Below are 12,484 nucleotides of genomic sequence, written 5' to 3'. Positions count from 1 at the left end.
TTCCATGCAGATCTCCCGAATCCGCGCCCTGCGCGGCCCCAACATCTGGACCCGCAGCACCGCCATGGAGGCCGTCGTCCACTGCGACGCCTCCGAGCGCGACATCACCCGGCTGCCCGGCCTGGAAGAACGCCTGCGGGCGCGCTTTCCCCGCATCGGCACCCTGCGCCCCGAAGGCGCCGACGTGCCCGTGTCGCTGGCCGAGGTGGTCGAAGCCGCCGCGCACTCGCTGCAGGCCCTGGCCGGCTGCCCCGTCACCTTCAGCCGCACGCACGCCACGGTGGAGGAAGGCACCTACCAGGTGGTCGTCGAATACACCGAGGAAGCCGTGGGCCGCCTGGCCATGGAGCAGGCGGAACGACTGGTGCAGGCGGCGCTGGCCGACACCCCCTTCGACGCGGATGCCGTGGTCCAACAGCTGCGCGAGCTGGACGAGGACGAGCGCATCGGCCCCTCCACCGGCTCCATCGTGGAAGCCGCCGTGGCCCGGGGCATCCCCTTCCGCCGGCTGACGAGCGGCTCGCTGGTGCAGCTGGGCTGGGGCTCCAGGGCACGGCGCATCCAGGCCGCCGAACTGGACATGACCAGCGCCGTGGCCGAATCCATCGCGCAGGACAAGGACCTCACCAAGCGCCTGCTGCACGCCGCAGGCGTCCCCGTGCCGCTGGGCCGGCCCGTGGCCGACCTCGAGGACGCCTGGAAGGTGGCCGAGGAAGTCGGACTGCCCGTGGTCGTCAAGCCCCAGGACGGCAACCAGGGCAAGGGCGTGACGGTGAACATCACCACGCGCGCCCAGCTGGAGGCCGCCTACGCCACCGCGCGGGCCTTCAGCGACGAGGTGATGGTCGAGCGCTTCCTGCCCGGCCACGACTTCCGCCTGCTGGTGGTGGGCAACCAGTTGGTGGCCGCCGCCCGGCGCGAGCCGCCGCAGGTGCTGGGCGACGGCCAGCACACCATCCGCGAGCTGGTGGAGATCGTCAACCGGGACCCGCGCCGCGGCAGCGGCCACGGCACGGCGCTGACCAAGGTGCGCCTGGACGACATCGCCATCGCCCGCATCGCCTCCGAAGGCCTCACGCCCGACTCCGTGCCGGCCCAGGGCCAGCGCGTGGTGCTGCGCAACAACGCCAACCTGTCCACGGGCGGCAGCGCCACCGACGTGACCGACGACGTGCATCCCGAAGTGGCCGCGCGGGCCGTGGAGGCCGCGCAGACCATCGGACTGCACATCTGCGGCGTGGACGTGGTGTGCGAGACCATGCTGCGTCCGCTGGAAGAGCAGAACGGAGGCATCGTCGAAGTCAACGCCGCGCCGGGCCTGCGCATGCACCTGGCGCCCTCCTTCGGCCGCCCGCGCAACGTGAGCGTGCCCATGGTCGATGCCCTCTTCCCGCCCGGCGAGAACGGCCGCGTGCCCCTGGTGGCCGTCACCGGCACCAACGGCAAGACCACCACCACGCGGCTGATCGCGCACCTGTTCACGGCCCATGGCTGGCGCACCGCGATGACCAACACGGACGGCGTGTACGTGAACGGCCGGCAGATCGACAGCGGCGATTGCTCGGGCCCCAGGAGCGCGCGCAATGCGCTCGCCCACCCCGAAACCGACGCCGCGGTGCTCGAATGCGCGCGCGGCGGCCTGCTGCGCGAGGGCCTGGGCTTCGACCGCTGCCAGGTGGCCGTGGTCACCAACGTGGGGGAAGGCGACCACCTGGGCATGAATTTCATCCATACCGTGCAGGATGTGGCCATCCTCAAGCGCGTGGTCGTGCAGAACGTGGCCGCGGACGGCTATGCCGTGCTCAACGCCGCCGATCCGCACGTGGCCGCCATGGCCCCGAGCAGCCCGGGCAAGGTCATCTTCTTCGCGCTGGACCGCCACCATCCGGTCATGGCCACGCACCGCGCCCGGGGGCAGCGCGTGGTGTACGTGGACGGCGACCACATCGTGGCGGCCGAGGACTCCTGGAGGGAGCAGATCGCACTGCGCGACATCCCGCTCACGCGCAACGGCGCGATCGGCTTCCAGGTCGAGAACGCGATGGCCTCCATCGCCGCGGCCTGGGGCATCGGCCTGCCGTGGGACACCATCCGCCGCGGCCTGGCCGGCTTCGTCAACGACAGCGACAACGCCCCCGGCCGCTTCAACGTCATGGACTTCCGCGGCGCGACCGTGATCGCCGACTACGGCCACAACCCCGACGCCATGCGCGCCCTGGTGTCGGCCGTGGACGCCCTGCCCGGCAACCGCCGCAGCGTGGTGATCAGTGGCGCGGGCGACCGGCGCGACGAGGACATCCGCGGGCAGACCGAGATCCTGGGCGCTGCCTTCGACGATGTCATCCTCTACCAGGACGCCGCCCAGCGGGGCCGGGCCGACGGCGAGGTGATGGCGCTGCTGCGCGAGGGCCTGGCCAACGCCTCCCGCACGAAGTACATCGACGAGATCCGCGGCGAGTTCGCGGCCATCGATGCCGCGCTCGCGCGGCTGCAGCCGGGCGACCTGTGCCTGGTGCTGGTGGACCAGGTGGAAGAAGCGCTCGCCCACCTCGCCCGGCGCTGCGCCGAGGGCGGCGGAGCCGGAGCATGAGCGCTGCGCACGCTGTCCTGCGCCGGCTCGCCCGGCCCGCGCTGGCCTGCGCCCTCGCCGGCACGGCGCTGGCCGCGGCCGCGGACGGCCAGAAGATCGGCTCCGTCGATACGGCCTTCCAGTGGATCGGCCGCGACCACGACATCCTCGTGGAAGCCTACGACGACCCCGCCGTGCAGGGCGTGACCTGCTACGTCTCGCGGGCCCGCAAGGGCGGCATCAAGGGCACGCTGGGCCTGGCGGAAGACAGGGCGGAGGCCTCCATCGCCTGCCGCCAGGTCGGCCCCATCGCCTTCCCGCAGCCGCTCAAGGCCCAGGAAGAGGTCTTCAGCGAGCGCATGTCCATCCTCTTCAAGCGGCTGCGCATCGTGCGCATGGTGGATGCCCAGCGCAACACGCTGGTCTATCTCACCTACTCCGACAAGCTCATCGATGGCTCGCCGCAGAACGCGGTCACGGCCGTTCCGGTGGACCGGGCCACGCCGATACCGCTGCGCAAGTAAGACGAAGGCGCAGCGCCGCCGTTCCCGCAGCCCAGCCCCGGCACCCGCCGGGGCTTTTTCATGGCCGCGCGGGCAAAAAAATACCCGCCGAAGCGGGTAAACAGCAGCCTGAGTAAGGAGGGAGGGAGAAGAGACAGCGGCTGCCGAACCTCTAATGTGCACTGCTTGACTTAGGCCAGACTTAAGAAAGGCGCCCATCTCCACCGCCCAGGACGGGCAGTGGCGCACCGGCACGCCCTTGCGACAACGCCGCCGCCGGAAGACGGCATGGGCAGCCACTCCAGCGGACAAATCTTCGCCCCCTGGATTCCCTTCCGGTGCCGTCGTGCCTGCCCACGGGCATCTCCCCAACCACTTTCGCTTGTGCTGCGATTATTTCGCTTCCGCAATAGCAGATATATTCCGCCAGCATATATTTTCGCCCCTTTATAGCTTGCCGGAGATCACACAATATTTCATCAAACCCGCGTCATGAATACCTGCATTCAATAGGAAATTTCAGCGCGTTGACGAAATATAGTGATCCATACACATAAAAATGGAAAATTTTTTCAATTTCGACATCAACAGCTATCGCCGCATGACGGCGGCCATGGATGAGCCGCATGCTTCGCCGCCATCCCCAAGGAATGATGGAAATCGCACACAGAGCTTTCACATGTACCCGTTGCGCGACACTCTTCCTCCCCTGGAAATCGCGCACGGTCCTGTTCAAAGCTCGGTGCATCGGATGCGTGCACCAGCACCAAAATCTAAAGCACTACAGGATATTGCCAAATTGCTCGAAATTATCCCGAGATTTGCCGCAGGAGAGAGTTGGGATTCATTGGCGGGTGACTTCCCAAATCTTGGTCATTACATGACGGATTATGGAATCAGCGATCAGCCTTATGTCGAAAATACATTCCGGAATCTGGACAATGAGAACCTGGAATACATTGCCAAACAAACAGAAAATCGAATCAACATCCTTTACTCCGGAGAATACAGGGAGATGGCATTACAAAATCTGGCATCGAAATTGAAAAAAATCCGATCCCAGCCAAACGACGAAGGAAAAATCGTAGATAGCCATACCATTGAAAATGAATATACCAAATACTACAGAGATTTGATCAAGACTTTGATGGATAACCTGGGCAGGTTCGAAGCAGGAGAAAGTTTCTCCTCGCTCAAAAAAGACATTCCCAATATAAAAAGCTACTTGACCGACAGCGGCTTCACAAAGCACGCCAACAGGCTTCTGGAACATGTCACCGCGGAAGAAAAGAAACGGTTTGATCGAGCATTCAAGCGCAGATCTCGAGCCAGTCATGAACAGCGCCCCGCGCTCACAGGTTCCCTTGGCATTTTGCAGAGCCATCCAGAAATGCTGCTGGCCATTTCAAAAAAATTCAGCAATCGATCCAACTCCATCGAGGAGGGGGTATGTGACGACTTCATCACTCCTTTCACTCTGAGAAAAATAGTCAAAAAAGACACTGGCGAGCTGACCTACAAGGGAGAAGAGGTCATTTCGCGCGCCAATCCATCCATGCAGGCGGCCATTCGTGCCAACTTCAGGCTTCGCTACCAGGCTCCTCCGGAGCCAGCAACCGAAACTGCTCCCCCCCATCAGTTCCCCTCTCACGGACAGCACCATGCGCAGCCAGGCGATTCATTCTTTTCCGGGTTTTCGGGAGAAGTGCGGCGCTACCAGGATCCTCCAACGCCCCAGTATCCGCCCGCATCCCCTGCCTTCAGTGGCGCCGCACCCTACTACAGCCCCTATTACGGGCAGCCCTATGCCCCGCCCAGCGATTCATTCTTCTCAGGATTCTCGGGAGAAGTGCGGCGCTACCAGGATCCCACAACGCCCCAATATCCGCCCGCATCCCCTGCCTTCAGTGGCGCCGCACCCTACTACAGCCCCTATTACGGGCAGCCCTATGCTCCTCCAGGCGATTCGTTCTTTTCTGGATTCTCGGATGAAATGCGGCGCAAGGGCTACGCGGAACCCGAGACGCCCCAGTACCCGCAGAGCCCCGCTTCCACATTCGGCGATCTTTCATCCCTGAATGAAGGGACGTATTCGGCCCGCGACTTCGATCTCAATACTCCGGCAGAGGTCACACAGCCATGGCCCGGCGATGACCATTACAGCGCCACGCCTGTGGCCAGCAGCCACGAACGTATCGACGTGGATGCCCTGCCGTCTCCGCAGGATTCGTCCACCTCGATCTCGGCAGCCCGGGAATTGGGCCCTTCCGAGGAGGAGTGGCTGGGGGATGAGCACATGGTCGCCTACATCGGCACCATTGCGGATCGACTGGAAGGCCAGCCCCGCGCGGAACTGCTCAATTTCGCCGACTCGCTGCTGGTGACCCAGTTGATCCAGGGAGACCGCGAGCAGCGGCAGAACGCCATGCACCAGATCATGGGCAGGGGCGGCCCCATCATTTTCATGCCGATAAATGCCCCGAACTCCCACTGGTCGCTGCTCGTCATCGACCAGCGCAATGGCGATGCCTTTCACTACGACTCCCTGGTCCGCCCCCAGGACGCTGCGCAAGCGGTCGATACCAAGCAGTACGAACTGGCCAGAGACGCGGCACGGGCAATGGATGTCTACACGCCTGTCCGTGGCATGCCCATCGCGCACCAGCGGGACGGGCACTCCTGTGGCGACCATGTGCTCCAGGCCATGGACGTGCTGGCCCACAGCGTGATCGACGGCACGTTCGGCCAACAGCACACCATGGACCTGAGCGATCTCGAGACGGACCGCGGCCTCATCGCCGACACGATCGCCAGCGCCCGCGCACACCGGAACGCGGAGCCGGCCCCCGCGGCATCCCGAACGCACGAAAGGCCGGCGAAGAAGAGCAAGAAATGGTGGAAGTTCTAGCCTAGGGCCATCGGGCTCACCCCTGCGCGGCGATCTGCCGCAGGGCCTGCTCGAACACCTCCGGCGGCTGGCCGCCCTGGATCAGGTGCCGCCCGTTCACGATGACGGCCGGCACGGAATGGATGCCGTGCTGGTGGTAGAAGGCTTCGCGCTCGCGCACCGCGTCAGCGTACTCGCCGGACTCCAGCACCTGCTGCGCGCGCGCCGCGTCCAGGCCCGCGCCGGCGGCCAGCTGCACGAGCAGTGCCCGGTCGCCGGGGTCGCGCCCTTCCGTGAAGTAGGCATGGAACAGTGCCCGCTTGAGCGCTTCCTGGGCCTGCGGGCCGGCCGTCTCGTGCGCCCAGTGCAGCAGCTGGTGCGCATCGAAGGTGTTGTAGATGCGGCTGCGGCGGTCCATGCGGAACTCGAAGCCGAGCGCCGCGCCCCGCTCCGCGATGGCGCGCTGCGTCTGCGCGGTCTGCTCGGGGGAAGCGCCGTATTTCTCGGCAAGGTGTTCGCCGATGTCCTGCCCGCCGGGCGGCATCTGCGGATTGAGCTCGAACGGCTGGAAGTGCAGCTCTGCCTGCACGGAGCCCTGGAGCGTGTCCAGCGCCCGGCCGAGCGACTGCAGGCCGATGGCGCACCAAGGGCAGGAGATGTCGGAGACGAAATCGATGCGCAGCGGGGTGGCGGAGGTCGATGGCGGGGGCACGGCGGACATGGAGGGATCTCCTTGGGAAAACGTGGGATGCACAGGAGCATGGCAGGACGCGAGAGCCCTTGCAGGACTGCGGCAAAGGCGCCATGTGGCCTATGCCATGACCGGATCATCCTCCACGACACCCGACCTCTTCGACGGCGCACCCGCCGGGGACCGCGCCGCCCCGCTCCCGCTGGGCCCGGGCGCGGCGCTGCTGCGCGGGTTCGCGCTGCCGGTGGCGGCGACGCTGCGCGAGGAGGTGCTGGCCGTGGCCCGCGCCGCGCCCTGGCGGCACATGGAAACCCCGGGCGGGCGGTCGATGTCGGTCGCCACCACGTCCTGCGGCCGCCTGGGCTGGGTGAGCGACCGACGCGGCTACCGCTACGCCCCGCTCGACCCTGAATCCGGCAGGGCCTGGCCCGCCATGCCGGACACCTTCCGGCGCCTGGCCCGGGAGGCAGCCGAGTACGCCGGGTTCCCGGATTTCGAGCCCGACAGCTGCCTGGTCAACCGCTACGCCCCCGGCGCGCGGCTGTCGCTGCACCAGGACCGGGACGAGCACGACCTGCAGGCGCCCATCGTGTCGGTGTCGCTCGGGCTCCCTGCGGTGTTCCTGTGGGGCGGCTTCGCGCGCACCGGCCCGGTGGCGCGCGTGCCGCTGCAACATGGCGACGTGGTGGTGTGGGGCGGACCGGACCGGCTGCGCTTCCACGGCGTGCAACCGGTGAAGGACGGCCTGCATCCGCAATGGGGCGCAGAACGGGTGAACCTCACCTTCCGCAAAGCGGGGTGGCCGGCACAGGACTAGCTGAAACTCCGGCTGCGGCCGAACCAGCGGCTGGCCGCCCGGCGGGCCTCGTCGGCCATCCACTGGGCCACGCCCGCCGCATATTCGCCGTCCATCACGCCCTGGGCGGCCTGCGTCAACGCGCCTGCCACGCTGTTCGACAGCGCGGCGCGGTTCCCGCTCAGCGATCGCCGGAGGGCGCCCGCGGCAGGACCCGCGGGCGTGCAGGCCGGTGCAGGTGCCAAGCCCGGCGCAGGCTCCGCGGCCAGGGCATCGCGCTGGCGGGCCATCCTCTGCCAGTAGGCCAGCAGCATGCCGAGACCGGCGAGCAGCTGCAGGCCCGCCAGCTGGCGGTCCGGCAGATGCCGGAGCGTGCCGTACACCGCCTCGCCGATCAGGTCCTCGGCCAGTTGCGGGCCATCGAGCTGCACCAGTGCCTGCGCGATGCGCCAGGCCGTCTCCTGGTCGCCTCGCTCCGCCAGCTGCCGTGGCAGCGCGGTCACGCCGGCAGAGAACCACTGCGCGGCGGTGGCCAGCTGCGCGGCCATGGCCCCGACGAGTTCCGGTTGCCGCAGGGTGTCCAGGACGACGGCGGTCCACGCGGGATGGGCACGCATCTCCTCGGTCAGCCGCGCCGCCTGGCGGACCAGGCTGCGCCACAGGGGCTGCAGGGCGGGGCACAGGCCCCCGGAACCCTGCAGGCCGCCAGGCGCCGCTGCCGTCTCCTGCGAAGAGGCCGCACGGGGCGCAGCACGGGAGGAGGACGTACCCGCGGCGCGTGGCGGGCGGTCGGCGTTTCCGGGCAGTCCCGCGTGCCCGGGCAGGCAATGGGCGCGCGGCAGCAGCGGGGCCGCATGGGCGAGCTGCCGCGGCCCGGCCTCCTGCGCCCGCGCAGCGGCAGGCTCGGGGTGGGAAGGCGCGGCCTGGCGGCGGGACGATCGCAGTGATGTGGCAGGTGGCGTGGAAGGCATCGGAGCAGGCGTCGGCCAGCGGACAGGCAGCGCAATGCGGTGGGTCGAAAGCGGGCACGGAGCGCGACGCCCGGCCCTGCGGACGGGATGCGGAGATCCCATGGGGAGCATTGAAGCGGCCCGACCGGCCACGAGGCGCCCGGCACGCGAACCGGCAGGCGCGTGCACGAACCTGTCACCCCGGCGGCACTGCCCGGGAAAACGCCTCAGGCGCCGGCCGCCTCCAGCGCGGAGGTGCGCCCCGAGCCCACGTGCCCCCTGCGGCCCTGGCGTGCCGGAGCGCGCGGTGCGCCGTGGCCGTCCGGGAAGTCGGTGGACAGCGCCAGCGAGGAATGGTGGGGCAGCTCGAAGCCGCGGCCGGGGTCCTGCACGGCCCAGGCCCGGATCTTCGGGGGACGCGACTGCACGCTGCCGAAGATCGTGGCGAAGGCAACGTCGGCGGCGTCGCGGCCGGTCGCCAGCCGCACCATGCCCATCGGGATGGCCGTGCCGGACGGATCGAACACGTACCAGCGATCGCCGAGGAAGACCTCGACATATGCATGGAAGTCGGGCGGCCCCAGCGCGGGGTCGGCGCCGTAGTCGGTGCCGGTCGCGATGCGGGCGGGAATGTTCAGGGCGCGGCACAGCGCGATCATCAGGTGCGCGAAATCGCGGCACACCCCCACCCGCTCCACGAAGGTGTCGATGGCCGAGGTGGTGGAGTTGGATGTGTTGGAACGGAAGGCGACGTGGCCCCGCACCCAGTCGCAGATGGCCTGCACACGGCTGTAGCCCTGCCACAAGTGACCGAACTCGCGCATGGCCAGCGTGACGAGGCGGTCGGACTGGCAGTAGCGGCTGGGCAGGATGTAGCCGACGGCCTCGGGCGGCAGGTCGCGCACGGGCACTTCGGGAATGCGTGCCGGATCGGCGGCATGGTGGTGCATGTCCACCGTGGCGGCGTAGGCGACGGTCAGCGGGCCGGGGGCGGCGTGCAGCCGCATGCACCGCGTGCCGGTGGCGGGGTCGGTATGCAGCAGCGGGACGGCATCCGGCTGGCTGATTTCCAGGTTTTCGTCCAGGACCTTCTGTCCCCCGGTCTGCGCGGCATGGATGTTGAAGACGAAGTCCGCGCCGGGACCGTCGGCAACGCTGTACTCCAATTCCACCTGGAGCTTGATTCGGATCATGTGTTTTCCCGGGGCAAAAGGGGTCGTCGGAGCGCGCAGGCACGGAAGCGTGCCGCGTGGCATGCGACGCGGCCGCGAGCGTTTCGGCGCCTGCCACCAGTATCCGGAGCCGGCAGCCCGCGGCGTGTCGGAGGAAGGCGCGTCACTGCGCCAGCGCCTCCCCAGCCAAAGCGCGCTTGTCCTACAGCCCCGTTCCCCATGGCGGAAAAAGATGCCGTTTTCCGCGACCAGCGGCCCACTTCCCACAAGGAACGCCCCATGCCCAAGAACACCCTCTCCCCCAGCGACTCCGCCGGAAAGAAGGCACCGCACCAGGTGCAGGCCGCCTCCGCCGCGGCCACCGGCGACACCGCGCGCGGCCAGGGCGGAGAACTGCAGCAGCAGGCCGGCGGAGGCCATCCGGTGCTCACCACGCAGCAGGGCATCCCCGTTGCGGACAACCAGAACTCGCTGCGCCCCACGCCGCGCGGGCCCACGCTGCTCGAGGATTTCATCCTGCGCGAGAAGATCACGCATTTCGACCACGAGCGCATTCCCGAGCGCATCGTGCATGCGCGCGGCAGCGCGGCGCACGGCGTGTTCGAACTCACGGAAAGCCTGGAAAAGTACACCACCGCGCGCATCCTCACCGAGGTCGGCAGGCAGACGCCCGTGTTCTGCCGCTTCTCCACGGTGGCGGGCGGCGCGGGCTCGGTGGACACGCCGCGCGACGTGCGCGGCTTCGCCGTGAAGTTCTACACCGGCGAAGGCAACTGGGACCTGGTGGGCAACAACATCCCCGTGTTCTTCATCCAGGACGCGATGAAGTTCCCCGACCTCGTCCACGCCGTGAAGATGGAACCGGACCGCGCGTTCCCCCAGGCCGCGAGCGCGCACGACACGTTCTGGGATTTCATCTCGCTCATGCCCGAGAGCCTGCACATGATCATGTGGGCGATGAGCGACCGCACCATCCCGCGCAGCCTGCGCACGATGGAAGGCTTCGGCGTGCATTCCTTCCGCCTGCTCGACGCGCAGGGCGGGAGCACGTTCGTGAAGTTCCACTGGCGCCCGCGCCTGGGCATCCAATCGACCGTGTGGGACGAGGCGGTGAAGCTGCAGAGCGCCGACAATGACTTCCACCGGCGCGACCTGTTCGAGGCGATCCAGGCGGGCGACTTTCCCGAATGGGACCTGGCCGTGCAGCTCTTCACCGAGGAAGAGGCCGCGCGCTTCCCGTTCGACCACCTCGACCCGACCAAGCTGGTGCCGGAAGAACTCGTGCCCCTGAAGACCATCGGCCGCATGACCCTGAACCGCTGGCCCGACAACTTCTTCGCCGAAACCGAGCAGGTGGCCTTCTGCCCCGCCAACGTGCCGCCGGGCATCGATTTCTCGAACGACCCGCTGCTGCAGGGACGCCTCTTCTCGTACCTGGACACGCAGCTCTCGCGCCTGGGCAGCCCGAACTTCGTGCAGATCCCGATCAACGCGCCCAAGTGCCCGTTCCACAACATGCAGCGCGACGGCCACATGCAGATGCAGGTGCCCAAGGGCCGCGTGGCCTATGAGCCGAGCAGCCTGCAGCAGGACACGCCGCGCGCCTCCGTGGCCCAGGGATTCCGTCATTTCGCCGAGCGCCTGGCCGGCGACGACGGCGCCAAGGGCCGCCTGCGGCCGGAGAGCTTCGCCGACCACTACAGCCAGGCCCGCCTGTTCTACCGCAGCCAGAGCGCCATCGAGCAGGCGCACATGGCCTCCGCGCTGGTGTTCGAGCTGTCCAAGGTGGAGACCGAGCGCGTGCGCGTCGCCGTCGTCGCCCAGTTGCTGAACGTGGACGAGGGCCTGGCCCAGCGGGTCGCGGACGGCCTCGGCCTGCCGGAACTGCCTGCGCCCTTCCCGGCCGCGGCGCCCGCGCAGGACCTGCCGCTGTCGCCCGCGCTGCGCATCATCGACCGCATGAAGCCCACGCTGCAGGGCCGCTGCATCGGCATCCTGGTGGCCGACGGATCCGCGCCGGAGGCGATCGCCGCGCTGCGCAAGGCGGCCGAGAAGGCCGGCGCGAAGGTGAAGATCGTGGCGCCCAAGGTCGGCGGCGCCGTGCTGTCCGACGGATCGCGGCTGCCGGCCGATGGCCAGCTCGCGGGCACGCCGTCGGTGGTGTTCGACGCGGTGGCCTCCGTGCTCGCTCCCCAGGCCGGCGCACGGCTCGCCCGCGAAGCCGCGGCGGTGGACTGGTTCCGCGACGCCTACGGCCACCTCAAGGCGATCGCCGCCTGCAAGGGTTCCCAGCCCATTCTGGCGGCCGCCGGCATCGAGCCGGACGCCGGCGTGCTGGCCCCGGACGACGTCTCCGCCTTCATCAATGCGGCCGCGACCCGCCAGTGGGAACGCGAACCCAAGGTACGGATGCTGGCATGATCCAGTCCCCCGCGCCGGCCCATGCCACCGATTTCCTCCGACCTTCCACCCCGAACCCCTCCAAGGGACAGACCACTCCATGACCCCGCTGCGTATCCTGTACGTGGAAGACAACGCCGAACTCCGCGAAACCATCGGCATGCTGCTCGAAGGCGACGACCGCGAAGTCACGTCCTGCGCCACGGCGGAAGAAGCCCTGAAGCTGGACGGGCCGCAGCCCTTCGACATCGTGGTGACGGACGTGAGCCTGCCGGGCATGTCCGGCACGGACCTCTGCCGCAAGCTGCTGCAGGTCGATCCCCAGCGCTGGATCGTGCTGTGCTCCGGCTACCAGTTCGGCCACGGACTGGACACGCTGGGCCCGAACGTGCGGGCTCTGCTCAAGCCCTTCGAGCTGGAAGACCTGGAAACGCTGATGGAATCGATCCGCAGCGCGCTGAGGCCCGGCACGGCCTGAGCGCGCATCCGGCCGCGCTGCGCCAGCGCGGCCCGGGC

At 68.1% G+C, this 12,484-nt stretch carries 9 protein-coding genes; 6 read left to right on the top strand and 3 right to left on the bottom strand.

Translation table 11 applies throughout. The annotated features are described in order from the left end of the window. Positions 1–4 precede the first annotated feature (4 nt). The 3 genes from cphA (at position 5) to xopD (ending at position 5,980) form a co-directional block, all read left to right on the top strand. A complete protein-coding gene (cphA, locus tag BLR99_RS03655; protein WP_048857637.1) occupies positions 5–2,590 on the top strand; it encodes a cyanophycin synthetase in 2,586 nt (861 codons plus the stop codon). Beyond that, a complete protein-coding gene (locus tag BLR99_RS03650) occupies positions 2,587–3,093 on the top strand; it encodes a CreA family protein (RefSeq protein WP_048857638.1) in 507 nt (168 codons plus the stop codon). The genes cphA and BLR99_RS03650 overlap by 4 nt, the downstream gene beginning before the upstream one ends. A 538-nt stretch (positions 3,094–3,631) precedes the next feature. Further along, positions 3,632–5,980 (top strand): Ulp1 family type III secretion system effector isopeptidase XopD, encoded by a 2,349-nt coding sequence (xopD, locus tag BLR99_RS22210; RefSeq protein ID WP_083369968.1) that lies wholly within the window; start codon positions 3,632–3,634, stop codon positions 5,978–5,980. Between the two features lie 16 nt (positions 5,981–5,996). Here the strand turns inward: xopD and BLR99_RS03640 are convergent, their stop codons facing one another. Continuing rightward, a complete protein-coding gene (locus BLR99_RS03640; RefSeq protein WP_048857639.1) occupies positions 5,997–6,680 on the bottom strand; it encodes a DsbA family oxidoreductase in 684 nt (227 codons plus the stop codon). 97 nt (positions 6,681–6,777) lie between these two features. Between BLR99_RS03640 and alkB the strand changes: the two genes are divergently transcribed. After that, positions 6,778–7,467, top strand: a complete 690-nt coding sequence (gene alkB, locus BLR99_RS03635; protein WP_048857693.1) for a DNA oxidative demethylase AlkB — start codon at positions 6,778–6,780, stop codon at positions 7,465–7,467. Here the strand turns inward: alkB and BLR99_RS03630 are convergent. Together BLR99_RS03630 and BLR99_RS03625 are read right to left on the bottom strand one after the other, a co-directional pair. Next, complete coding sequence (locus BLR99_RS03630; protein WP_048857640.1) at positions 7,464–8,417, bottom strand: hypothetical protein; 954 nt, start codon at positions 8,415–8,417, stop codon at positions 7,464–7,466. The two genes, alkB and BLR99_RS03630, sit on opposite strands and share 4 nt — an antisense overlap. A gap of 206 nt (positions 8,418–8,623) precedes the next feature. Then, positions 8,624–9,589 carry a transglutaminase-like domain-containing protein gene (locus tag BLR99_RS03625; protein WP_011797019.1) on the bottom strand — a complete coding sequence of 322 codons (966 nt, stop codon included), beginning with the start codon at positions 9,587–9,589 and terminating at the stop codon, positions 8,624–8,626. Between the two features lie 258 nt (positions 9,590–9,847). On the opposite strand from BLR99_RS03625, the gene BLR99_RS03620 reads away from it, so the two are divergent. Then, complete coding sequence (locus tag BLR99_RS03620) at positions 9,848–11,989, top strand: catalase (protein ID WP_048857694.1); 2,142 nt, start codon at positions 9,848–9,850, stop codon at positions 11,987–11,989. Between the two features lie 88 nt (positions 11,990–12,077). Continuing rightward, positions 12,078–12,446, top strand: coding sequence for a response regulator (locus BLR99_RS03615; RefSeq protein ID WP_041828186.1), 369 nt, complete (start codon positions 12,078–12,080; stop codon positions 12,444–12,446). The last annotated feature ends 38 nt before the right edge of the window (positions 12,447–12,484 follow it).

The sequence above is a fragment of the Paracidovorax citrulli genome, assembly GCF_900100305.1.
GTDB classification, from domain to species: domain Bacteria; phylum Pseudomonadota; class Gammaproteobacteria; order Burkholderiales; family Burkholderiaceae_C; genus Paracidovorax; species Paracidovorax citrulli.
This window is presented reverse-complemented; position numbering and strand designations above follow the sequence as displayed.